The 23,883-nt window shown below is 69.6% G+C and carries 20 protein-coding genes; 10 read left to right on the top strand and 10 right to left on the bottom strand.

All coding sequences use genetic code 11. The features are described 5' to 3' along the window. Positions 1–94: 94 nt before the first annotated feature. The 3 genes from KY661_RS07190 to KY661_RS07200 all read right to left on the bottom strand — a co-directional run bounded on the left by KY661_RS07190 (position 95) and on the right by KY661_RS07200 (position 5,560). Positions 95–3,124, bottom strand: a complete 3,030-nt coding sequence (locus KY661_RS07190; protein ID WP_225409512.1) for an ELWxxDGT repeat protein — start codon at positions 3,122–3,124, stop codon at positions 95–97. A gap of 82 nt (positions 3,125–3,206) precedes the next feature. Further along, positions 3,207–4,205, bottom strand: a complete 999-nt coding sequence (locus tag KY661_RS07195; RefSeq protein ID WP_225409513.1) for an FHA domain-containing protein — start codon at positions 4,203–4,205, stop codon at positions 3,207–3,209. Next, complete coding sequence (locus KY661_RS07200) at positions 4,193–5,560, bottom strand: S1 family peptidase (RefSeq protein ID WP_225409514.1); 1,368 nt, start codon at positions 5,558–5,560, stop codon at positions 4,193–4,195. The genes KY661_RS07195 and KY661_RS07200 overlap by 13 nt, the downstream gene beginning before the upstream one ends. A 171-nt stretch (positions 5,561–5,731) precedes the next feature. On the opposite strand from KY661_RS07200, the gene KY661_RS07205 reads away from it, so the two are divergent. From KY661_RS07205 to KY661_RS07220, 4 genes are all read left to right on the top strand, one after another. Further along, on the top strand, positions 5,732–6,520 hold the full coding sequence (locus tag KY661_RS07205; RefSeq protein WP_225409515.1) for a hypothetical protein: 789 nt from the start codon (positions 5,732–5,734) through the stop codon (positions 6,518–6,520). 132 nt (positions 6,521–6,652) lie between these two features. Next, positions 6,653–9,667, top strand: a complete 3,015-nt coding sequence (locus KY661_RS37525) for a protein kinase domain-containing protein (RefSeq protein WP_225409516.1) — start codon at positions 6,653–6,655, stop codon at positions 9,665–9,667. A 25-nt stretch (positions 9,668–9,692) separates the two neighbouring features. After that, on the top strand, positions 9,693–10,472 hold the full coding sequence (locus KY661_RS07215; protein WP_075005319.1) for a hypothetical protein: 780 nt from the start codon (positions 9,693–9,695) through the stop codon (positions 10,470–10,472). A gap of 240 nt (positions 10,473–10,712) precedes the next feature. Continuing rightward, the gene (locus tag KY661_RS07220; protein WP_263436791.1) at positions 10,713–11,450 is read left to right on the top strand and encodes a helix-turn-helix domain-containing protein; all 738 of its coding nucleotides are present in this window, start codon (positions 10,713–10,715) and stop codon (positions 11,448–11,450) included. 7 nt (positions 11,451–11,457) lie between these two features. Here the strand turns inward: KY661_RS07220 and KY661_RS07225 are convergent, their stop codons facing one another. Continuing rightward, positions 11,458–11,892 (bottom strand): hypothetical protein, encoded by a 435-nt coding sequence (locus tag KY661_RS07225; RefSeq protein ID WP_225409518.1) that lies wholly within the window; start codon positions 11,890–11,892, stop codon positions 11,458–11,460. Between the two features lie 207 nt (positions 11,893–12,099). Further along, positions 12,100–12,762, bottom strand: a complete 663-nt coding sequence (locus KY661_RS07230) for a hypothetical protein (protein ID WP_225409519.1) — start codon at positions 12,760–12,762, stop codon at positions 12,100–12,102. A 61-nt stretch (positions 12,763–12,823) separates the two neighbouring features. Here KY661_RS07230 and KY661_RS07235 point away from each other — a divergent pair, with 61 nt between their 5' ends. The 6 genes from KY661_RS07235 to KY661_RS07260 all read left to right on the top strand — a co-directional run bounded on the left by KY661_RS07235 (position 12,824) and on the right by KY661_RS07260 (position 20,411). Next, the gene (locus KY661_RS07235; RefSeq protein ID WP_075005315.1) at positions 12,824–13,309 is read left to right on the top strand and encodes a tetratricopeptide repeat protein; all 486 of its coding nucleotides are present in this window, start codon (positions 12,824–12,826) and stop codon (positions 13,307–13,309) included. A gap of 227 nt (positions 13,310–13,536) precedes the next feature. Continuing rightward, positions 13,537–15,363 carry a serine/threonine-protein kinase gene (locus KY661_RS07240; protein ID WP_225409520.1) on the top strand — a complete coding sequence of 609 codons (1,827 nt, stop codon included), beginning with the start codon at positions 13,537–13,539 and terminating at the stop codon, positions 15,361–15,363. Next, positions 15,360–16,346, top strand: a complete 987-nt coding sequence (locus tag KY661_RS07245; protein WP_225409521.1) for a hypothetical protein — start codon at positions 15,360–15,362, stop codon at positions 16,344–16,346. Before KY661_RS07240 ends, KY661_RS07245 begins: the two co-directional genes overlap by 4 nt. A gap of 29 nt (positions 16,347–16,375) precedes the next feature. Then, positions 16,376–18,250 carry a sigma 54-interacting transcriptional regulator gene (locus tag KY661_RS07250; RefSeq protein WP_225409522.1) on the top strand — a complete coding sequence of 625 codons (1,875 nt, stop codon included), beginning with the start codon at positions 16,376–16,378 and terminating at the stop codon, positions 18,248–18,250. Continuing rightward, positions 18,250–18,792, top strand: coding sequence for a hypothetical protein (locus KY661_RS07255; protein WP_225409523.1), 543 nt, complete (start codon positions 18,250–18,252; stop codon positions 18,790–18,792). Before KY661_RS07250 ends, KY661_RS07255 begins: the two co-directional genes overlap by 1 nt. Next, complete coding sequence (locus KY661_RS07260) at positions 18,789–20,411, top strand: carboxypeptidase-like regulatory domain-containing protein (protein WP_225409524.1); 1,623 nt, start codon at positions 18,789–18,791, stop codon at positions 20,409–20,411. The genes KY661_RS07255 and KY661_RS07260 overlap by 4 nt, the downstream gene beginning before the upstream one ends. 70 nt (positions 20,412–20,481) lie before the next feature. Here KY661_RS07260 and KY661_RS07265 read toward each other — a convergent pair whose 3' ends face one another. The 5 genes from KY661_RS07265 to KY661_RS07285 form a co-directional block, all read right to left on the bottom strand. Then, positions 20,482–21,048, bottom strand: a complete 567-nt coding sequence (locus tag KY661_RS07265) for a hypothetical protein (protein ID WP_075005309.1) — start codon at positions 21,046–21,048, stop codon at positions 20,482–20,484. Positions 21,049–21,301: 253 nt separating this feature from the next. After that, positions 21,302–21,814, bottom strand: a complete 513-nt coding sequence (locus tag KY661_RS07270) for a hypothetical protein (RefSeq protein ID WP_225409525.1) — start codon at positions 21,812–21,814, stop codon at positions 21,302–21,304. Positions 21,815–21,891: 77 nt separating this feature from the next. Beyond that, positions 21,892–22,881: a tetratricopeptide repeat protein gene (locus KY661_RS07275; protein WP_225409526.1), complete on the bottom strand. Its 990-nt coding sequence runs from the start codon at positions 22,879–22,881 to the stop codon at positions 21,892–21,894. 163 nt (positions 22,882–23,044) lie between these two features. Continuing rightward, on the bottom strand, positions 23,045–23,713 hold the full coding sequence (locus KY661_RS07280; RefSeq protein WP_225409527.1) for a hypothetical protein: 669 nt from the start codon (positions 23,711–23,713) through the stop codon (positions 23,045–23,047). Further along, positions 23,713–23,868 carry a hypothetical protein gene (locus KY661_RS07285; RefSeq protein ID WP_225409528.1) on the bottom strand — a complete coding sequence of 52 codons (156 nt, stop codon included), beginning with the start codon at positions 23,866–23,868 and terminating at the stop codon, positions 23,713–23,715. The genes KY661_RS07280 and KY661_RS07285 overlap by 1 nt, the downstream gene beginning before the upstream one ends. Positions 23,869–23,883 lie beyond the last annotated feature (15 nt).

The raw sequence follows: 23,883 nt of genomic DNA on the forward strand, positions 1-23,883 counted from the left end.
GAAAGCAAGGGGCATGCTGGCCGGAAGCCTCAGGAACTCCAAGGACTTGGCGTCCGTCCTTGGAGAGCGCACCTCGAATTTCCGTCGCGGCCAATCACAGATTCGATTGGCGCCGCCGCAGCAGCGGCAGCAGGGCCAGCGCCATCCACCCCAGGAAGCTTCCCGGCGAGGCGGTGCAGCCCGACTTCTCCGGCTTCTCAGGCTCGGGCTCGGGTGGAGGCTCGGTGGCCGCCACCTTCACCGTGACGAAGAACGTGCAGGAGGCCACGTTCCCCGCGGCATCCTCCGCGGTCACCTTCACCGGCGTCGAGCCCACGTCAAAGGAGGACCCCGGGGCCTTGGTATAGGTGAGCTTCACCTCCGAGAACTCGTCCTCGGCCTGGGCCTCGCTGTAATTCACCAGCGTGGAGGTGCCTTCGGAGATCTCCCGCGTGGTCTCCGTGGGGCACGTCAGCTTGGGCGCCACCGTGTCCCGGAAGCCATTGTCCCCGATGGCCCAGAGTTCCGTTCCCGAGGGGGCGACCTGGGCCGTGAAGAACACGAAGTTCCCCGCGCCGGTGAAGCCCTGGGGCTCGGAGCTGTCATTGCCCGGGGCCAGGTCCGCGATCCGCAGGGTCCCGCCCTCCGACCCATCGCTGGTCCAGGGCTCCAGCGAGCTCTCGCCATCCGAGGCCGCGAAGTAGAGCCGGTTGCCCACCGCGCGCAGCCCCTGGGGCAGCGAGTCTCCAGGGCCCGGGGAGATGTCCTTCACGCGCAGCGTGCCCGCGCTCGTCCCGTTGCTCTTCCACAGCTCGATGCCATTGAGGCCGTTCGAGCCCGCGAAGAAGAGCGTGTCGCCCACCACGGTCAGCTCATTGAGCACCGGCTCTCCAGAGCCCACGAAGAGATCCTTCACCTCCACCGTGCCGCGCTCCGTGCCATCGCTCTTCCAGAGCGCCAGGCCGTTGCCGTCGTTCGCCGAGAAGAAGAGCGTGCCGCCCATGCCCACGAGCTGCGAGGGGTATGCGCTGGCATCTCCCGGGGCGATGTCCTTGACGCGCACGGTGCCGGCTTCCGTGCCATCGCTCTTCCACAGCTCCTGGCCGTCGCGCTCATTCTGAGCGGCGAAGAAGAGCGTGTCGCCTACCCCCACCAGGGCGGTGGGGTCCGAGCTCGCCTCGCCCGGGGCGATGTCCTTGACGCGCACGGTGCCGGCTTCCGTGCCGTCAGTCTTCCACAGCTCGCGGCCGGCGCTGGCGGACTCCCAGACGGTGAAGAACACGCGCGTGCCCACCACCGTCAGCCCCACGGGCTCAAGGCGATCGGACTCCGCACCGAACGCCTTCACCGGCACGGTGCCTGCTTCGGTGCCATCACTCTTCCAGAGGCTCAGCGGCTCGTCGGCCCGGTGGCCGAAGAAGAACAGCTCGCTACCGCGCACCACCAGGGAGCTGCGGCCCCGAGGATCCACGAACACCTGCACGTCCTTCACCTGCACGGTGCCCGCGTCCGTGCCGTCGCTCTTCCACAGGCCCGCCTGCTTGCCATCGGACGCGCTGAAGAAGAGCTGTCCCTGGAAGGAGACCAGCGCCTCCGGGTTGCCGCTCGCCTCGCCTGGGGCCAGGTCCTTCACCCGGGACGTCCCGCGCACGCGCGCGTTGCTCTTCCAGAGCTCGGCGCCACTGACGCCGTCATCCGCCTGGAAGAAGACCGTGCCATTCACCTCCGTCAGGTAGCGGGGATGGGAGGGGGTCTCCGGCAGTGAGGTGAAGTCCTTCACCAAGACCGTGCCCGCTCCGGTTCCATCGCTCTTCCACAACTGGAGCTGAGGCGCCTCCAGGCCCGCGCTCACGCTGAAGAGGGCGGTGCCGTTGAGCTCCGTGAAGTCCGCGGCGGCAGGCCCCAGGGGAAGTGCCTTCACCTGGACCGTTCCGGCCGGGGTCCCATCGCTCTTCCACAGTTGCTGGTCCGCCGCGCGGAAGAACAGCGTGCCGTTGATGACCCGGTGGTCCGTGCTCCGGTCCAACGGCCCCGGCACATCGGCCCGCACCTTCACCGTGCCCGCCTCCGTGCCATCGCTCTTCCACAGCTCCGTGCGCCCGGCTGTGTCCTCCGCCTTGAAGATGAGCTGGCCGTTCAGCTCCCGGAATCCCATGGGCAGCGAGCTTGCCGACCCAGGGAAGAGGTCCTTCACGCGCACCGTCCCGGCCTCGGTCCCATCGCTCTTCCAGAGTTCGGACCCGGAGGTTCCGTCATCGGCCTGAAGGAAGAGCTGTCCGTTCACCCAGAGCATCTCGCGGATGCCCGCTCCCTCGATGCCGGGGCGCAGATCCTTGACCATCACGGTCCCGGCTTCCGTGCCATCGCTCTTCCACAGCTCCTCGCCGTGCCCACCATCCGAGGCCTGGAAGTAGAACGTCTCGCCTACCCCGGGAACGAACGTGGTGTCCGGGCTGAGGTGGAGCTCCTTCACGCGCACCGTCCCGGAGGCGGTGCCGTCGGTCTTCCACAGCTCCGTGGCGCCATTGGCACCGGGAACACCGAAGTAGAGCACCCGGCCGATGGCGCGGGGCTGGATCAGCGGCAGTCCCCGCTCCCCCGGGATGAGCTCGCGGATGAGCTGGGTGCCTTCCGCCGTTCCATTGGACTTCCACAGCTCGTAGCCCGTCTTGCCGTCCTGGGCCTGGAAGAGGATGCCCCCGGCGAAGGGCTGGAGGAAGCGCGGCTCGGAGTCACCCGCCCCGGCCGCGATGTCCCGCACCATCACCGTGCCGGCTTCCGTGCCATCGCTCTTCCACAGCTCCGTGCCCGTGGAGGTCGCCCCGCGGGCCGTGAAGAAGAGCGTGTTTCCCACCGCGAGCAGGTTCTGGGGGTTGGAGCTGCCGGGCCCCGGGAAGATGTCTTTCACCCGCACGGTGCCCGCGAGGGTGCCGTCGCTCTTCCACAGCTCCGTGCCCGTGCGGGCATCCGCGGCGACGAAGAAGACGGTCTTGCCCACCGCGGTGCTCCAGGTGGGGCCCGCATCCACGGGAGGCCCCTCCACGTAGCGCGTGCGGTTGATGTCCTCCACTTGGAAGGTCCACCAGCCCGGTGCGCTCGTCACCAGGTCCTGCGCCTGGGCCTCGGCTTCGGCCGAAGGCTCCATCGGACCACAGCCTGCCCCCAGTGCCATCGCGACATACAGCCATCCCCATCGGGGGCCTGCGTTGCTCATCGGTGTCCTCAACTCACTCTTCCTTCGCCAGGGTATCCACCTGCTCCTGGAGTCCGGCCGTCCCCTGGAAGAACTCTTCCACGGTCTCGGCGGGCACCAGCCTCAGCGATGATGGCAGCAGGGTCCGCGAGAACTCTAGCTGGGTGCTGAACCCCTCGTTGCCCAGCAGCTCCTGCGCCTGGACGAGCGTGCCAAACCCCAGCACCACCACGCCCACCACCGCGCCCAACCGCCGTGAATCCCAGCGCGTCACATACCGCATGTGCCAGAACAGCCCCCACGCCATCAACACCAAGTAGCCAAGCAAGCCCAGCCACTCGATGCTTGGGCCCAGGGAGAAACTGAAGCCCAGGACAGTGAGCAAGCCGGGGATAGAAACGAATCCCAGCAGCGACAGGCTTCCGATGGCGCCGTGGGCGCGGAAGTAGAACTGGCGGCGGGCGATCCGGCTCGCGATGGACCAGGCGCCTGCCCAGAACAGGGAGACCGCCGCGGGCAGCAACACGGCGTACACGAGCTCGCCCCAGTCCGTCTTGTCGTAGCTCGTCAGGTACTCGGACAGGGCAGAGGCCACGAGCGCCGCCACGAGCGCCACCAGGAAGAGCGGCGGCTGCTCGAAGAAGCGCTGGCGCGGCGCCACGGGGGCCTCGGACACGGCGGTGACCTCCACCGCGTGGCTCAGGCCCCGGAACCGCAGCACCGTGTCCCCCACCGCCACGCGCGCCCCGGGGGTGAGGCTCAGCTCGGCCAGCGGCGCCCACGGCTCCATCCGGAAGGTGCCGTTGCGGCTGCCGACATCCCGCACCAGGAATCCGCCCTCCTCGGTGCGCTCGATGCGCAGGTGGTGGGTGGAGACCTTGGGATCGTCGAGGATGACGTCGTTGGTGTAGCCCCGCCCCACCGTGGCGGGAAAGCGCTCCAGGCGGTGGCGCGCCTGGACAGCATCTCCCTCCAGGACTTCCAGGAAGAGCACCTCTTCGTTCAGCGCCTCCAGGGGGCTTACCGCTTCCACGTCATGGCCTCCAGGTAACGGCGGGCGAGCCGCTGGGCGTTCTCCGGGGAGAAGCCTGCCAGGGTCAGGCTGCTGTCCACTCCTTGCGTGCCCGAGGGCAGCGCCGCGGCCCGGAGCACCAAGTCATAGATGCCCGGGAACTTCTTGTAGGCGCGCAGGCACAGCGCGGCCCGCAGCGTCAGCCCACCGGATTCCACGAACTCCGAGCGGCACCGGAAGTTCGTCACATCGTCGCGCGTGGCCTCCACCAGGATGGGATCCGAGGCGAAGATCTCCGCGTAGAGCGTGGCGAAGCGCAGGGTGCCCAGCTTCGAGGACGAGACGTACTGGTGCACGTAGGAGACCACGCCGGTGCGGTGCGCGGAGGTGAGGAACAGATCCTCCTCGGAGGAGCACTGGTAGTTCGTCACCGAGTAGGGCCGCTCGGCGTCATGGGGCGTGTCCCCCCAGCACTTGAGAAAGGGCAGCCACCGGCCCGGAACCTCGTAGCTGCCCAGGGACTGGTGCGGCAGGGGCGTTGCCATCAGGTGGTCGGTGACCCGCTGCTGGTGCTCGAAGAGCTGGGTGCGCACCGAGTTGAACAGCGCATCCTGCGAGGGGCCCTCCGCGTCCTGGGCCTGCCGGGCACGCGTCAGCAGCGCCCGGGCATGCTCCACGGGGACGAGGAAGCCCACCTGGTTGCCCAGGGTGGCCACGTTCACCCCCACCACCCGCCCCTCGCCCGTGAGGGTCGGCCCGCCGCTCATGCCCGGGTTGATGGCGCCGCTGAAGTGGACCCGGTCATAGAGGGCATCCTGGACGAGCCCGTTGTAGGTCCCCTCGACGATGGTGGTGCCCAAGTCGCGCGGGTTGCCCATGGCGAACAGGCGCGCGCCCTGCGGCGGGGGCCGCTCCTCCAGGACGAAGAAGTCCGCCATCGGCTGATCGAGCCGGACGACGGCCAGGTCATGCACCACGTCCACGCCGAGCAGCTTCACCGGCAGGGCCTGCTGTCCATCCCGCACCAGCTCGGCGGTGTAGTCCTCCGGGTGGAACACCATGTCCGAGACGACATGGTAGTTGGTGATGGCGTGCCCCTCGGCGCTCACGAAGAAGGCCGAGCCGATGGAGGACTTCGTGCCCGAGCGGCGCTCGATGATGCGCACCTGGGCCACCCGGCGTTTGATGCGCTCGAACAGCTCATGGGTGGCGGGGGGCAACGAGGCCACCGGCAGCGGGGGGATGGGCTCCTGCGCCTCCCCCGCTTCGGGGGAAGAGGCCGGGGCCTGCCCGGGAAGGACCGCGGGCTCAGGCTCGCGCGGTGGGATGGGCACCGGCACCTGGGCAAGCGTGGCGATGACAAAGAGGGTGAGCATGGGGGCCGCACAGTAGCGGACGTACGGCCGTTCCGGGACGCTCACCACCCGCGCAACCCAACAGGTAGGGCGCGCGAGGCCACCCCAGGGAGACCTGTCAGGTTGCCCGGGAAAGGGTTGTTTCGGGCTTCGTGCCGCACCATGCCAGGATGGCTGCGGGAGATCCCTCGCATGCACCCCCTCCTCGCCCCGCTCTGCGTCTGTGCCCTGCTCCTTCCCTCCACCCTGCTCGCGGCCCAGGATCCGCTCGCGAAAGGCCAGGGGGACCATGTGGCCCAGGTCATCGGCTGGTCGTCCGATGAGAAGCGCTTCGCCGTCCGGCTCTATGCCCGGTCGCAGCCTGCCTCCCCCCAGGAGGACCGGGAGCCCGAGGCCTGCGAGGGCTACGTCAACGGCGAGGGCCACCCCTTCCGGGGGAGCCTCACCGTGCTGGTCTACGAGGGAGGCCGGCTCCTCTCGCTCTTCCCCATTCAGGAGGCGGGCACCTGTACCCCCCTGACCCAGGCCCAGGAGCGGCTCAATGCGGCGCTGAAGCGGCTGGAGGCCCTGGGCATCCAGATGGGCGCGCCCGCCAAGGAGCTTCTCTTTCCCCCGGAAGCGGGAGGCCTCCGGGTGGAGGACGGCCCCCAGGCCCCCTACACCCTGGAGTACGCCGAGCGGCTCGTCCCGCAGCCGCCCAAGCCGAAGCAGAGCCTGCAGCGAGGCGTGCTGGAGCAAGAGCTGTCCGTGCTCAAGGGCGGCACCCGGACGAAGGTGCTCAGCCGCCGCACCCCGTATGAGTACACCACGGCCGCGGCGGGCTATTGGCGGCCAGGACTGGACCGGCTCTTCCTGTCCCCCTCGGGCAAGACCCTGGTGGTCATGGGGGCCGAGCGCGTGGGGAATCTGAGTGGGGGACGCAAGTCCTTGCGGCTGCTGGGCGTGCTGGCCTGGTCGGGTGAGCAGCTCAAGCCCCTGTAGATTCGTTGCGTGAGGAGCACTCGTTGGGATTGGGGCTGGCTCCGCCGCCCCGGATCAATGGGATGATGGTCATCCATCGCGCCGGGGCCCCGCCCGGGCGTGAGCTACCGGCCACCTGGGGGGGGAGCAGTCGTGGGGACGTACCGGATCATTCGAAGACTGGCGGTGGGTGGGATGGCCGAGGTCTTCCTCGGCAAGATGGTGGGGGCCGAGGGCTTCGAGAAGCCCGTGGCCGTCAAACGCATTCTCCCGTCCTTTGGGCAGGACGAGTCGTTCATTCACCTGTTCCTGCGCGAGGCCAAGGTGTGCGTGGCGCTCCAGCACGCCAACGTGGTGCAGGTGTTGGATCTCGGTGCCGTCAAGGGCCAGTACTACATGGTCATGGAGTTCGTGGATGGGGAGAACCTCCGCGCCCTCCTCAAGGCCGCCCGGACCCGCCCGCTCGCGCTGGGATTGCGCGAGGTGTGTTTCATCACCCAGCAGGTGGCCGAGGGGCTCGCGTATGCCCATTCCCGCACGGATGCCACCGGGGCGCCGCTCAACATCGTCCACCGGGACGTCAATCCCTCCAATGTCATGATTGGCGGCAATGGGGAGATCAAGCTCGCCGACTTCGGCATCGCCAAGGTCGCCGATGGGCACCAGGAAACGCAGGCGGGGGTGCTCAAGGGGAAGATCAACTACCTGTCCCCGGAGCAGGTGCTGAGCAAGCCGGTGGATCAACGCAGCGACATCTTCCTGCTCGGGCTGCTGCTCCACGAGCTGCTCTCGGGAAGGCAGTTGCTTCAGGGCACCCAGCTTCAGATCGTCCAGCAGCTGAGCGCCTTCAACGAGCGCGCGCTGGAGCCCATCCCGGGCGTCCCCGCCCCGCTGTGGAGCATCCTCCAGCGGGCCCTGGCCTTCTCACCGGCGGGCCGCTTCCGCACGGCCCACGAGTTCTCCTCGGCGCTCCAGAGCTTCCTGTTCGATCACCGGCTCCGGGTGGGCACCACCGACATCGCCTCGCTCTTCGGCCGTGCCTTCCCCGCGCGGCGCTCGCCGCTGGAGGATCTGCCCGGGGCCCGGGGCGAGGAGATCCACCTGGAGAACCGGGACACGCCCCGCGGCGTGGCCCCGCCCGTGCTCCAGCCCTTCTCCTCCGCGCTCCTGCCCGCCGCGACCACCTTGATCCGCGCCACCCCTGCCCCGGGCTCGGGACGGGCCCCGGCACCGCCTCCCCTGCCGCGGTCCGCGCAGGAGCCGACGCGGGTCTCTGCCGGCAGTGAGCCCCTGCCTGCCCCCGCCCCGTACCGCCCCACCGCACGGCCCCGCGCGGGCCGCCGCATCGGCGACATCCTCCTCGCCCGGGGGATGCTCACCTCCGAGCAACTGACGCAGGCGCTGACGCTCCAGAAGCGCGCGGGGGGAAAGCTGGGACAGGTGTTGGTGGGCGAGCGGCTCGTGGAGGCCGAGGAGCTGGTCCGGGCCCTCTCCGAGCAGTCCGGCCTGCCCCACATCTCCAGCGAGCGGCTCCACACGATGCCTGTTCCGGTGGAGCTGACGCGGCTGATGCCCATGGAGCTGTGCGAGAAGCTCTGCGCGGTGCCGGTGGCCCTGCGCAGCCGGGAGCTGTACTGCGCGATGCTGGAGCCGAGGGACCTCAAGGTCCTGGACGCGTTGAAGTTCGCCACCGGCTCCATCTCGGTGCATGGCCTGTTCGCCACCGAGCCCGCCATCCGCCGGGCCATCCGGCGCTTCTACCTGGGGGAGGAGGCCCGCGAGGAGCCCGAGGACAAGAGCGAGACGAGCTTCAACCGGGAGCGGGTCCTGAACTTCGTGGAGCGCTTCACCGGCCGCACCATGGTCAACCTCGATCTCGAGGCCGAGCCGGGTGACGAGCCCTCCCTGGAGCCCCCCCGGCTCTCGCGCGCGTTGACGCCGCCCCCGGTGCCCACGCCCCCGGCGCGCGCCCCCGTCCTGCCCGGCAGCAGCTCGCGGGCCCGCATGGTGCTGGTGGTGGGCGATACGCCCGAGCCTGTCCACATCGCCGTGAAGCTGCTCCTGCATCAGGGCATCGCCGCGGCCGAGAGCCCCGCGGGCACCGCCGAGAAGGCCCTGGCGCTCGGTGGGTATGATCTCGTGCTGGTGCTGGAGGACGCGGTGGTGGATCCTCCGGGGGTGGCCGCGCGGCTGCGCGCCGCCTACCCGGGGGTGGGCGTGCGCTGCTTGCCCTCGCTCAGCACGGTGCTGCTCGGTGAAGGCGGCCCATTGGCCCGGCAGCTGGCGGTCCAAGCCCGGATGCTCGAGAGCGCCGTGGCGATGATGGGTGGCAGCGCCATGATGACGCCCTTGCTGGTTCGGCTCGCGCGGCGCTGCGCGGTGCGGCTGGGCGCGGGCAGCGTCGAGGAGAGCCTGGCGGGCACCGCGGCGGCCGCGCTCGCGCTGGGGGCCCGGATGGAGGAGGCCTCGCACTTCGTGCTCCCCTCGCTGGCGCGCGTGCACTCGCTGGTGGGCAGCGAGCTGCCGGAGGTGGCGGAGCTGTTGACGGCGGTGCTGTCCGGCGGGGCCGAGGCGGGGCCCCCCCCGGACCGGTTGGCCCTGGCGGTCCTGGCCGCGACGGCGTTCGTCCTCCAGACCCAGAGCGCCCAGCCCAGCGCCACCGAGGTCATCGAAGCCCTGCTGGCCTTGCGCAAGAGCCAGCGGTTGACCCCGGTGGCCCTCGAGGCCCTGGCCCAGGAGCTGGGCACGGGAGCCGACGGGGTAAGCAGCACGGCGCCCCGGGTCGTGGTGGTGGACAACGATCTGAGCACGGCCCTGACGCTCCAGCTTCGCCTCATGGCCGACGGGCTCGGCATGAAGCGCGTGCGCACCCTGGCCGAAGTCGAGCAGTCCCTGGCCGGGGCCCTGGCCGCCATCCTGGAGGCCCCCCTGCCGGATGGGGACGTGCACGCCCTGCTCCGGGTGCTGCGCGCCTCGCCCGCCACCGCCCACCTGCCCGTGTTCCTCATCGTGCCGCGAGAGGACCCGGCCGGGGTGATGACGGGCATCGACGCGGGGGCGGACGATGTGCTCGTGCGGCCCGTGAACGTGGAGGTGCTGATGGCGAAGCTGCGCCGCGCCATGGCCCACCAACATGCCGTCCAGCGTGCGGGAGGACATTTTTCCTGAGGCCGTTTGGTTGCATCATGCAGCCATGGCTCCCCCGACCTACGAGACCGTGGACGGCTCGACGCCGGAGATCACCCCGCTGGCGGCCGAACACGGGCGCCGCTTGCCCCTGTCCGCCTTCATGCTCCTCAATGGCGGCGACGTCTTCGAGTCGCGCCAGGGGCGGCCTCCCGCCGAGGGCCCCGCCCGCGCCCGGGCCTATGTGAAGGCGAGAATCACTTTCGTGGCCCATGGGGCCCCCGCGGAGCTGCTCCAGCGCGCCGAGGGCGACATCGTCCGTCAGCTCTCCGCGAACCTGCAGCTCATCGGGCGGCTGGAGGCCTCGCGCCCCCTCACCGTGGACTTCATCCCCGCCGGGCAGCCCATGGCGAAGTACGGCTATCCCCGGTCCGTGTCGCCGCAGGCCGCGGGGCTGTTCTGGGACCATCCGAGCTGGGAGCGGGCCCGCATCGCGCTGCGGCAGGACAAGCTGGGCACCGAGCCCCACCTCGTCTTCCACGAGATGGCCCACGCGGTCCAGGGGCTGGCCTTCACCCAGGAGGAGAACGAGCTCATCTACCGGGTCATGCTGCGCACCTACCGGAGCCGGGCCATGGTGGACGAGGTGTTCGCGCTCTACAGCGAGCGGGAGTTCGTCCCCTCGATTACCGCCCATGACCTGCGCGCCCCGGGCGTGTACGGCATGGCGCGCCAGCGCTGGAACGAGGAGCACCTGTTCACCCGCTTCGTGCGCAACCTCTATGCGCCCCACAAGCCCCTGGCGGGCCAGGGCCCCGGCGGCCAGGCCTCCTCCTTCGAGGGATGAGCCCTCCAAGCGCTTGTTTGATGGACCGCCGTTGACAGCGCGTCCGCTCCAACGGATATTCAGTCATCCGCTTTTACGGACAAACGTCCAACTTCAAAGAGGCCGTCCCATGAGTGCCGCCGTCATTGACCTGGAGGACTTTCGCAAGAAGCGGAGGGCTGCCCAGTGTTCGATGATGCGGTCTTCTCCTACTGCCCGCCCATGGATCCCCATCTGGGTGTGGGTCATAGTCTGGCCGCTATGAAGTCCGTTCGGGAGAATTCAGGGCGCAAGGGCCGCGAGGGCGCATCGCGCCGCAAGCCGGAGGAGCAGCCATCCGAGGCGCCAGAGCCCACCGAAGAGGCCCCGGCGTCCAGCCCCCCTCCGGGAGGCGAGGCGGCGTGGGCGTACGAGGTGGCGCACCCGGACGCGGACCAGGACCTGGCCCCCGTGGTGGGCAAGAACCTGCGCCGGCTGCGCATCCAGCGAGGACTGTCCCTGGAGCGGCTCTCGAAGGCCTCCGGCGTCAGCCGGGCCATGCTGGGACAGATTGAACTGGGACAGAGCGCGCCCACCATCAACGTGCTCTGGAAGATCGCCCGGGCGTTGGATCTGCCGTTCTCGGCGCTCATCAGCAACTCGGGCGGCGCGGGAACCCGGCTGATGCGGGCGCTGCAGGCCAAGCGGCTCACCTCGCACGATGGGCGCTTCACCTCCCGCGCGCTGTTCCCGTTCGACGAGCCGCGCCGGGTGGAGTTCTACGAGCTGACGTTGAAGGCCCAGAGCGAGGAGCAGGCGGACGCTCATCCCCCGGGGACGATGGAGAACCTCATCGTGACGCGGGGCACGCTGGAGATGGAGATCGGGGCCGATCACCACCTGCTGGCCACCGGGGATGCCATCCTCTTCGAGGCGGACAAGCCCCACGTGTACCGGAACGTCGGGACCGAGGACATCACCATGTACCTGGTGATGTCCTATGCCGAGGAAGTCGGCTGAGCAGGCCTTAGCGGGCCATGCCCATCATCATCGGCATGCCGTTGCACATCATCATCATCGGCGCGCCCATGGCCATCATGGAGTTCATGGCGTCACAGCACTCCTTCATCATCGCCATGTCCTGACCTTCCATCGGCATCATCTTGCAGACCATGCCGTCCTTGGTCATCTCACACGTCATCCGGACCATCATCGGTGCCATCTGACGCATCATCATCGGCATCATCATGGGCATGCCCATGCCGCCCATCATGGGGTTCACCCCCATCATGCCGCCCATCATCGGGTTCATGCCCATCATCGGCATCATGCCGCCCATCATGGGGTTCATCCCCATCATGCCGCCCATCATCGGGTTCATGCCCATCATCGGCATGGGCATCATGTTTCCCATCGGCATGCTCTGAGTGGAGTTCATCGGCATCGCATTCATGGCCATCATGGGCAGCGCTCCTCCCGCATTGCGGGCGTGAAAAATCCGCCGGATGAATAAGTCTTCCCTTCTGGAGGGGGCGACTGGCCTTCGGGCGCACCCTGCGTTTTCCTCCAACGCAACAGACAGCTCACCAAGACGGCGGAAAAATGGCTGGTTTGGACGGATGTATGTCTGTTTACACGGAGGGTGAACCCAGCCGTGGGGCCGTCTCCCTTACATGGAAGTGTTCTCTGGCCGGCGCCGGCGCCAGGCCATGTAGGAGGCCACCAGCGCTCCGGCCAGGGCCCCGGCTAGGGCCCCCGTGGTCCGGTTGGACAGGCTCACATGGGCAGGCGCCTCCATCCGGAAGGTCTCCAGCGAGGCCTGCACCTGGGGCGCCAGCTCCTCCCAGCGGACCGCCGGGGCACTCACCATCACCACCGCGTGCCGCCCCACGGACGCCAGCCCCGCCACCAGCACCGTCCTCACCTGCCCCGCCTCCCGCAGGGTTCCCAGCACCTCCACCCGTGGCACGGGCCCCATGCGCCGGTCCACGCGCTCCGGTGTGAGCGCCAGGCCCAGCTCCCGCTCGAAGTGCCGCACCACCGCCGCGCTGAAGTCATCGCGCTCCGAGGGGCTCGCCGAGAACGTCTCCTCCACCACCGAGACGAGCAGCACCGCCGCCTCCGGCCCCTCGCCATCCGACAGTGCCGCCGAGAGGAAGCGGGGCCTGTCTGGCTCCAGCGTCACCGCGCCCGCCCGGCTCCCCGCGAAGGGCTCCGGGTGCACCATCACGAAGCCCTCGGGCGGCTGGAAGCCGTAGCCGTCCTTGCGCAGCTCGGAGCCGAGGGCGCCCTGGGTCAACAGCAGGCTGGCGGCAAGCGCGGCAAGGAACATAGGCCCCGCCGAGGATAACCCCGTGCGCGGCCGGGGCCCGCACGGTAACCTTGTCCCCGCGATGACCCTTGAAGCCCGGGCCGAGATGCAGGCGCGTGCAGAACGCGCCCTGCGCCGCGGAGAGCTGGCCGAAGCCGTAAGCCTCTACGAGACGCTCGTCCGGGAGTGCCCTTCCGATGAAGCCCTCTCCCAGCGGCTTGCCCAACTGCGCGAGTCGCTCCAGCCCATGGAGCTGCAGGCCCTGCAGCGGGCTTCCGCCGCGCCCCGCGAGGAGCGGCTGACGCTCGGCCCCTCCTCTCCCATTCAGGAAGGAGAGCGCCTCTTCGCCCTGGGGGACTACGCGGGGGCCGCCGCCGCCTACCGCCGGGCCCTCCAGCAGCGTCCCGACAACGAGCTCATCCAGGAGCGCCTGCTGGAGCTCTTCCAGCTCGCCCGGGTGACCTCGGGCCGCTCGCCCACGGACCGGGCGCTGCCCAAGGAGACCGAGCCGCTGCTCCAGGCCCTGCTGGATCGGCTCGCGGCCCGGAAGCGGCGCAAGGGAGGCTGAAGCCCCCCGATTCGATTCGCGCGTTGCGGACCCCGGAGTCGCCTCCTAAACTCCCCCCCGACGCCATTGTCATAGGCGCCTTCTTGTCCCTGACACCCGCGTCCGACCATGCCCCGTTCCCTGAGCCCCGGAGTCCTGACTGCCGCCGGTGCCCTCCGGGGCCTTGAGGCGTGGACCCGGGGGCTCCTGAAACGCGGCGTGCACCCGGTGGGGACTGCTTGCACCCGATGACGCTCGTTGGCCGTCAAATCGGTCGCTACCGCATCCTCGAGCAGCTGGGCTCGGGGGGCATGAGCGTCGTGTACAAGGGGCTGGACACCGCCCTGGACCGGGAAGTGGCCGTGAAGGTGCTGCACCCGCACCTGGCCAGCAAGGACGAGGCCCGCAAGCGGCTCGCCCGCGAGGCCCGCGCGGTGGCCCGGCTGCACCACCCCAACATCCTGGAGGTGTTCGACTTCTCCGCGTCCGACGCCCAGAACGCCTACATCGTGACCGAGTACATCCGCGGCCACACCCTGCGGGAGTACCTGGACGAGGGGGGGCTGGAGCCGCCCGAGCTGGCCGCGATGCTCATCCACGAGCTGGCCGCGGCGCTCGCCCACGCGCACGAGTCCGGCGTCATCCACCGCGACCTCAAGCCCGAGAACGTCATGGTCCGCGAGGACGGCGTCCTCAAGCTGATGGACTTCGGCATCGCCAAGCTCCTGGAGACCGAGGAGCGGATGACGGTGACGGGGACGCTCGTCGGCTCGCCGGCCCACATGGCGCCGGAGATCATCGAGGGCCTGGAGGCGGGCCCCGAGGCGGACGTCTTCTCGCTGGGCATCATGCTCTACGCCTTCGTCACCGGGCGGCTGCCCTTCACCGCCCCCAACACGACGGCCACCCTCAAGCGCATCCTGGATGGCGCGTACGAGGATCCCCGGCGGCGCGTGGGCTCGCTGTCCGATGAGCTGGCGGAGATCATCGCCACCTGCCTGGCGAGGGATCGCCACCACCGGTACCCCCACGCGGGGCGCCTCCGGGATGCGCTCGCCGACTACCTGGCCGGGCTGGGCTTTCCCCGGGTCGGCGAGGAGCTGACCTCCTTCTTCGCGGATCCGCCCTCCTACAAGAAGGCCGCCCGCCAGCGCCTCGTCGCGGCCCTGCTGGAGCGCGGCGAGCGCTTCCTCGCCGAGAAGCGGACTCCGCGCGCCCTGGCCAGCCTCAACCAGGTGCTCGCCCTGGACGCGCAGAACGCCCGCGCCCTGGCGATGCTGGAGGGCTTCAACCGGGCCCGGCGCCGCCAGCTCTGGATAAAGCGCGGCCTCCAGGCCGGAACGGCGCTCGTCCTCGCCGCGGCGCTCGGCACGGGGGGCTATTTCCTCTTTCGCGCGCCCGCGTCACCGCCCGTGGCCCCGCTCACGCCCCCGGCCCCGCAGCCCCCGGCCGAGGCCCCGCAGCAGGAGCTCCCGGCGCGTGCGCCCCTGCTCCTGCCGGTGACGCCCCCCGCCCCGGAGCCCGCGGACAGCCCGGGGGCGGCCCCGAAGAAGGCCCCCGCCCGGCCCGCCGAGGCGCCCGCCCCCTCCGAGGCCAAGCCCGAGCCGCACCGGCCCGCGAAGGTCCATGTCTCCATCCTGGTGCGTCCCTACGGCGCCATCCAGGTGGATGACATGCCGCCCAGCCCCCAGCCCCTCGCGCAGCATGATCTCCAGCTGACGCCCGGGCCGCACACCATCACCGTGCGGTGCGACTGGTGCGAGGACGCCGTGGAGACCATCCACGTGGCGGCGGACGGGGACAAGGTCTTCCGGCTGCGGGCCCTGCTCAAGGCCTCCCGGCTCTCCTTCGATTACCAGCCCCCCGAGGCCCAGGTCCGCGTGGGAGAGGAGCGGCGCACGGCGCGCGACAGTCTGGAGCACCCATTCGACATCCAATCGCCCCGCGGGCCTGCGAGCTTCCAGCACCGCGTGGAGTACGAGGTGAGCCACCCCGGCTACCGGACCGAGAAGCGCGCGGTCATGGTCGAGCCCGGCAAGCCCGTCACCTTGCGCGGGAGCCTCGTCGCCGAATGAGCCGTGGCCTGTGTCTCGCGCTGTTCCTCGTCCCCCTGCTGTTCGTCCCCCTGCGCGCGCACGCGCAGGAGTCGGACCCCGAGGTGGCCGCGATCCGCTCCAACTTCGAGTACGGCAAGTACGCCGAGGTCATCGATCGCGCCAAGGCCCGGATCGACCGGGGCAACCTGAACGAGCAGCAGCTCGCGGACCTGCACGAGCTGGCGGGCCTGGCGGCCTTCAACCTCCAGCGGATGACGGACGCGGAGCGGCACTTCGCGGCGATGCTCCGGTTGGATCCGGACAGCAGCCTGGATCCGTTCGTGGTGCCCCCCCCGGCCGTGACGTACTTCGACAAGCTCAAGGAGCGGATGGCCTCGGAGCTGGAGTTCCTGCGCCAGGAGCGGCGGCTGCGCCAGGAGCGCGCCCGGGGCGAGGCCGAGCGGCGCGAGCGCGAGCGGCTGGCCGCCGAGGAGCAGCGCCGCCGCGTCGAGGCGCTGGCCCGGCAGGTGACGGTGCGCACCGTGGAGAAGCGCAACTTCCTCGTGAACTTCGTCCCCTTCGGCGCGGGCCAGTTCCAGCAGGGCCGAAACAGCCTCGGCATCATCTTCGCCGCCACCGAGGGCGTGCTCGCCGTCACCAGCGTCATCGCCTACTTCGCCTACGAGGCGCTCTTCGAGACCTCCACCATCGAGCTGGACGACGTGCTCACCGAGACGGGACGCGCCTCCATCACCGTGCGCTACATCCCCACCCGCCGCTCCGGCCAGGCCGACGCCTGGCGCTTGCTCAAGGTGGGCTCGGCGGCCGGTTTCTACAGCATCTACGCGCTCGGCGTGGCCGATGCCCTCTACCACCACGATGACCAGGTCGTCCGGACCTCCATCGAGGAGCGGCCCGAGCCGGCCCCGTCTGCCCCCGAGCCGGGCCGGAGCCCCTCGGCCCGCCTCCAGCTCTTCCCCACCTCCGGCGGGCTCGGCGCCGGCCTCACCCTCACCTTCTAGCCTCCGGTCTCACCAGGAATCGTCCCACCATGGCCAGCCTCAGCGTTCGCACCCCGGACGGAAAGGTCCGCACGGTCCCCCTGCTCAAGCGCATCACCAGCATCGGACGTGGGCCGGACAACGACGTGCCGCTCGATGACCCTGCCGTCCCGGACAGCGCGCTGCACGTGCTCTTCGATGGCAGCCGCTACCAGGTGGGCAGCCTGGGGGCCACCTTCCAGATCAACGGCAAGAAGCGCGACTCGCACGTGCTGGCCTCCCAGGACGTCATCCGCGTGGGCCAGACGGAGCTGACGTTCTCGCGCGACACCTCCGCGCCGCGCCCCACCCCCTCGCCCGCCCCCACCATCACCGTGGAGGAGAACCCCGACTCGCACACCGCCGAGCTGCCCGGCGTGCCCGGCCGCGAGCTGGCCATGCTGCGCCGGCTCACCGCCTTCAGCGAGCGGCTGCTGGGCAGCTACGACTTGGACCGCATCCTCGAGAGCCTCATGGACGAGGCCATCGAGGTGACGCGCGCCGACAAGGGCTTCCTCATCCTGCTGGAGAGCAACGAGCCGCGCGTGAAGGTGGCGCGCAACCTCTCCCGCGAGAACATCGAGGACGCGGTGGAGAAGCTGTCCGACTCCATCATCGCCAAGGTGGTGAAGGAGCAGAAGCCGCTCATCCTCGCCGACGCCATCGACGCGCCCGAGTTCAAGGCCAGCGAGTCGGTGGTGAACCTCAAGGTCCACTCCGTCATGTGCGTGCCGCTGATGCACAAGGCGAGCCTGTTTGGCCTCATCTACGTGGGCAACGACCGGCTGGTGAACCGCTTCGAGCCCAAGAGCCTGGACATGCTCACCATCTTCGCGGCGCAGGCCTCGCTCATCCTGCACAACGCGCTGCTGGTCAACGACCTGAAGCTCGACAACACCGAGCTGCGCAAGAAGCTGGAGGACCAGCGCTACGGCGACATCATCGGGGCCTGCCAGGGCATGAAAGAGGTGTACAAGCGCATCGACAAGATCGCCCTCACGGACATCTCCGTGTTGATTACCGGCGAGACGGGCACGGGCAAGGAGCTGATCGCCCGGGAGATTCACCGCCACTCGCCGCGCGCCAAGGGCCCCTTCATCACCATCAACTGCGGCGCCATCCCGGAGAACCTCCTGGAGAGCGAGCTGTTCGGCCACGTGAAGGGCGCCTTCACCGGCGCGGTGGCCACCCGGCCCGGCAAGTTTCAGGCGGCCATCGGCGGCACGTTCTTCCTGGACGAGATCGGCGAGCTGCCCCTGCAGCTCCAGGTGAAGCTGCTGCGCGCGCTGCAGGAGAAGGTCGTCTACAAGGTCGGCGACAACCGGGGCGAGCCCGTGGACATCCGCGTCGTGGCCGCGACCAACAAAGTCCTCGAAGAGGAGGTGAAGCGGGGCACCTTCCGGGAGGACCTCTACTACCGGCTCAACGTCGTCACCCTGAAGCTGCCCCCGCTGCGCGAGCGCGGCGAGGACGTGCAGGTGCTGGGCAAGTTCTTCCTCCAGAAGTACTCCAAGGAGTTCAACTCCAAGGTCCGGGGCTTCACCCCGGCGGCCACCGTGGCCATGAAGAAGTACGCCTGGCCGGGCAACATCCGCGAGCTGGAGAACCGCATCAAGAAGGCCTCGGTGCTCGCCGACAAGCCCCTGCTGGGCGCCGATGACCTGGACCTCAAGCCGGAGAACCTGGAGCCCATCATGCCCCTGCTCCAGGCCAAGGAGGAGTTCCAGAAGCGCTACATCAACGAGGTGCTGGCCCGGAACAACGGCAACCGCACCAAGACGGCCAAGGACCTGGGCGTGGATCCGCGCACCATCTTCCGCCACCTGGAGAAGATGGAGGCGGAGAAGAGTGGCCGGCCCCTGCCCCCCGAAGAGGAGGAGTTCTGATGCGGTGGCTGGCGTGGGTGGGGGCCGTGTGCGCGGCCAGCGGCTGCATCCTTCCCCAGGACGACATCTTCCTGGAGGAGCTGCCCGAGCGCCGCAACCGCCCTCCCCGCCTCGTGGAGTCCCAGACCGAGCCGCAGGCGCGCGTCATCCAGGACTTCGGCGCGGCGGGGTTCTGCGACCTGGTGTTCTCCGTCATCGTGGAGGATCCGGACGTGGACGACCGCATCTCGGTGAAGTGGTACCTGGACTATAACCCGCAGAACCCCATTGGCCCGTACCGGGAGACGGACCTCTCCCGCAGCGGCCAGGCCCAGCGCGGCGAGCGCGGCACGCTGAACATCAACCTGCGCGCGGCCAACAGCCCCCTGCGGGAGCCGGGCACCCACGTGGTGGAGGCGCTGGTGACGGACTCCCGCCTGCTGGCCAACCGCCAGCCCGAGTCCATCACCTACGAGGGCAGCGACGGGGGCGTCATCGTCAACCCCGGCTATGTGGTGACCTACTCGTGGTTCGTCACCACCGTGCAGGGGGACTGCACATGAGGCTGCCCCGCGCCGCGCTCCTGGGGCTGGCCCTTGTGGGCGCCGCCTGTGCCTACCTGCCGGACGACAGCGAGGATGTTCAGCTCGTCTGCCGCAGCGATGCCGAGTGCACGGAGGGCCAGGTGTGCTTCGCGGACGGGTGCGGCGACCCGGGCCAGAACATCGTCGTGGAGGTGAAGCCGGATCCCGCCGCGGGGCTGCACGCCCAGGACTTCGCCGTGACGAACCTGCGCCCCCAGCAGAACCTGGAGCTGTTCGGCCGCGCCACCCTTCAGGGCAAGGTGAGCCGACAGCTGACCGAGCTCACCCCGGAGGGCACCCCCGCCACCGTGTCCTACCTGAGCCCCGTGTTCGTCCGGGCCACCGGCGAGAGCCTGCTCATTCCGGGGCTCGCCCGCAGCTTCGAGGGCAACCTCGTCCCCACCCGCGAGGGCTACCAGCTCGCGGTGGGCGCCGGGGCCTACACCGTCACGCTGGTGCCGCGGGACACCTCGCTGCCCCCGCTGCGCACCGAAGGCGTGCGGGTGGAGCCCGGCTGGGCCGTGCCGCTCGACTTTCTCCTGCCCGCGTCCGCCTCGCTCACCCGGCTGACCGGCAAGGTGGTGCGGGAGGGGGGCCAGCCCGTGAACGAGGAGCTGGAAATCCAGGCGCTGGATGAGGGGCTGAGGCCCCTGTCCCAGCGCGTTCCCGTGACGCGCGAGACGGGAGACTTCCTGCTCACGTTGCCCCCGTCCGCCGCCCGGCTGGAGCATGTCCTCGTCCAGGTGACGGCCCCCCGGGCCGGCGGCCTGTTTCCCCAGCGGGAGTTCTCCGTGGACCCGCGCCCGGGCACCACCGCGCCGCTCGTCCTGGAGGAGGCGGGCACGGCCGTGCCGGTGAGCGGCCGTGTCGTGGACCGCGCGGGCCAGCCCGTGCCCAACGCCAGCGTGTACCTCCAGGGCAAGGTCCAGGGGGGCGGCCAGTTCCACAGCGTCACCGTCCGGACCGGGGCCGAGGGCCGCTTCGAGCTGCTGTCCCTGCCGAGCCTGCCGGACACGCCGCTGATGCTCTATGCCATTCCCCCCGGGAACGTGGCCGCGGGCATCACCCGCCAGCCCACGCGCGTCCCCACGGAGGGGCTCTCCGGGCTGGAGGTGCTCTGCCCCAACAAGGTCGTCGTCCGGGGCGTCCTGCTCCGGCCCGAGGGCGGCCCCGCGGCCGGCGTGCGCGTGGTGGCCGATCCCGTGGGGGCCGTCACCGGCTGGCCCTGGCCGGCCCAGGGGGCCGAGGTGAGCTCCGCCACCGATGAGGAGGGGGCCTACAGCCTGCGCCTGGATCCGGGCGAGTACCGCTTCGACTTCATGCCGGGCGAGAACCTGCCGCGCGTCAGCCGCTTCGTGCCCGTGCTGCCCACGGAGGACCTGCGGCTGGAGCCCTTCACCCTGTCCAAGGGGCGCCGCGTCACCGGCCGCGTCACCCTGGGCGGCACGCAGGGCACGCACGGCACCGCGGGGGTGCCCTACGCCGACATCCAGTTCTTCCGTGTGGTGAACGTGGCCGGCAAGCCCACCGCCATCCGGCTGGCCCAGACGGTGGCCGACAGCGCCGGGGACTACACGGCCACGCTCCCCACACGCTAGAGAAGCCCATCCCCCGGCGCATGCGCGGCCGGCGGACAGGCTTCTGGGAGCGGCAGGTGGAGCGAGGGGCTCAGCCCTGAGCGCGGGTAATCAGCTCATTCATCGGCATGACCGGGTTGAGCGCCTGCCGCGCGTGGTCCGCGCCGCGCACCGGCAGCGATGCATCGATGAGGCCTGCCTGGAGCATGATGGAACCCATGTCCCAGTAGAGGTTCTCGGACTCGATCTTGTCTCCCTGCGGGTTGAACTGGACGATGACCACCATGGCCAGTTCGATCCACCGGTTGGTGGGGGGCACGCCCGGGAGGATCCAGTCCATCTGGATGGAGTGAGTGAACTTCAGCACGAACTCATCCACGATCCGGCCCTGGCCCACGGTGCGCGTGATGGGCGCGAAGGCGATGTCCGGCGGGAGCTGGTTGAGGAAGTGCTGGGAGTAGAAGACCCTCAGCTCCTCCGAGTTCAACCCTCCCACCATCAAGGGCACGATGTTCACGCGGGGCGTGTCCGTCATGGTCGCCAGCGCTTCATCCGTGCTCTTGGCCTGGAACTCGGAATGCAGATGCGCCTCCCACTGATGCGCCATCTCTTGCACGTGCGGCTTCTTCACGTCCGTCGACGCCAACAACTCACTCATGGGCGACTCCTTTCGTAAGACCACTGTATTGGCTTCGCGGGACCTCAGCCATGGCCCAAAGCACGCCATGAGAAGAGGTCCCATCGCTACGTTAACAGCGATACGTGACACGCAACGGAAAGAGACGCTTGCCTCCTGGTGAATCCAATCGATCTGCACGATTGAAACACAGGCCGATGCTGCCGCCGGGGTCTGTCTTTACATCCCCGGGGTCCAACCCAACCCGCTATGTGAAACACTCACATGAAGCCAATCACGGGGAGCGCGGACTGCTTTTCAGACGCGCGGCGGCAAAGGCCGACTGGAGCGCATCCACCGCGCCGCCCACCTCGCCCGCGTACTGCACGGCATGAATCGTGTAGAGGTCCTGCACCTCGTCCAGGCGCCGGAAGACAGTGCGCAATTCAGAGCGGTCTCGTGAGCCCAGGGCACACTGACTTTCCTGCATCCGCAGTTTCTCCAGCCAGCCGGTGCGAACGCGCATCCACTGCTGATCCACATCGCGGGGAGCGATCTCGGAGGCGCGCACCAGCTTCTCGCGTTCGCTCTCGAGCTCGGTCCACAACCGCTGTGCGCCCTGGAGGCACTCTGCGTAACTGAGCACCTCGCCGGCCGCGGGCAGATGCTCGGGCGTCATCGACGCCACCGACCGGCTGACGTTCACGATGAGCCACAAGCAGAAGGCCGTCACCAGGACGAGGTAGGTCCCGTAGGTGGCGGCGCGAAAGGGACGGTACTGGGAACTGCGGGGGTCGGGAACGGACACGGGGCCCAGGTCTTACGACCGTGGGCCCCGCGTGGCAACACCCATCCCCCCGTGGGACGGGGAGCAGAAACGCTGGACTACTGGCCCGTGGGCGCCGCCGGGGCCGGCGCCGCGGGGGCGGGGGCCGCAGGCGCGGGCGCCGCCACGGCGGGCGCGGGGACCGCGGGCGCCGCATCGGGGCCCGCCAGCTGGCGCTTGGCGGAGTTCAGGCGCGCGCGCATCGCCCCGAGGTACTGGGTCGCCGGGTAGTTGGCGATCGCGTCACGCACGGTGGCCAGCGCCTTCTCGACCTGGTTGGTCTCCTGGTAGGACTGGGCCAGCAGCACCATGGCGTAGTCACGCGTCTTGGAGCGCTTGTCCCCATCGACGAAGCGGGCCAGCAGCGGCACGGCCTTGTCGTGCTTGCCGAGGTTGTTGTAGGCGGCGCCCAGGAAGAAGGACGCATCCAGCGCGTCCGCCTCGGTGGGGTTCATCGCCATGAAGCGCGAGAGGTCCTCCACGGTGCCGTTCATGTCGTTGCGGCGGAAGGCGGCCTTGCCGCGCTCGAAGGCAGCGTCGCCGATCTCCTTGCGCAGGAGCGTGGCGCGATCGTTGAGCGCCTGGCGCTCCAGGCCGGACAGGCGCGTGGTGTCCAGCTTCACCAGCGCGTCGATGCCCTTGAGCCGCTCGTCGCCGGGCAGCGTCGTCATCAGCTTGTAGACCTCGGCCGCGGAGCGCTGGGCGCCCTGGTTCGCGGCCAGCTCCGTGCGCTGCTTCTCGAGCTCCGACGTCAGGTCGGTCACCATCTTTTCCAGCCGCTCCCGCTCGGCGCCCGCGGTGGAGGTGCGCGCATTGCTGATGAGCAGCGCGCCTCCCCCGGCCAGGATGGCGAAGAGGGCGTAGGCCACCCCCGAGGAGATCCACTGCCGCTTCTGGAAGTCCTCGTGCCGCTTGCCGACGGCTTTCACCTCGGCGTGCAGGTTCTTCAGCAGGTTGTCGGTCTTGATGACGAGGTTGCGCGCCTCGATCACCTCCTTGCGGATTTCCGACAGTTCCTTATCAACCTCTGGCTTGTGCTCGGATGCCATGGACATCTTTCTGTTGGACCCGGAAACGACTTCGACCGGCTCGCGCATTCTAAAAGTTCCCCTGTCGGATCAATGACTTTCCGGCAGCGGAACAGGGTTTGGAAAAAACTCATTTCCCGCCCCTTCCTGTCAGCAGGCAGGGGGACAGGTGCCTGACGCCCAGCTAGAACCTCCGGCTGGGCTCGGAGGGGCCTGGAGGGAAGGTGTAGGTGATGCCCAGGCCGAACCAACTGCCCCCTGCGTTGAATGTTCCGAATCTCCGGCCGGGTGCTTCGACCGCCCCCCGGGCCCGCACCAGACGGTACTCGGCGGTGAGGCCCCAGACAGGTGTCAGCCGGAACGTCGCCCCCACGGTGGCCCCCCAGGCCTGGATGAGCGTCTCCTTGGCCGCTTGCCCTTCGAAGGCGGCCGAGGCCAGGAGCGGTCCCGTGAGCACGCCCACGAAGGGCACCAGCCCCTCGGGGCCCACGTTCAGGCCGCCCTGGAGCCGCAGCCCCAGCAGGGCTCCATAGGAGATCGTGGTCAACCGGGGCTGGCCGGTGAGCTGGAGCCGCTCCAGCGTGCCGAACAGATCCACCCCCAGCTCCACCAGGTCCGTGATGGCATAGGCGAAGGAGGCCATGCCGATGGGGCTGCCCTGGGAGCGGGGAGACGGCTCCAGCCCGGCGTTCTCCGGCCGCGAGGCGTACCGGTCATAAAAAGTATCGTTGGCGACGAGCCGCCAGCCGCCCTGCACGGTGATGCGGCCCACGCCCTCCAGCAGCGGCCCGTCTTCGCTGGCGAAGGCGGCCGGGGCGCAGAGAACTGCGGCGAGGGCGAAGCCCCAGCGCATCAGGGCCCCCTTCTGCGCACGGCGATGTCCAGGAAGGTCGTGCGCTGACGGCGCACCGAGGCGAGCAGGCACCGCACCACGCACAGCGCGCCGAACTCCCGCAGCACGACGCCGAGGTTCGCCAGCACGTCCCGGAGGGTGATGACACCGCGCATGCATCCGTCCTCGTT

This window comes from Allostigmatella hybrida (assembly GCF_020103775.1).
Lineage (GTDB): Bacteria > Myxococcota > Myxococcia > Myxococcales > Myxococcaceae > Hyalangium > Hyalangium aurantiaca.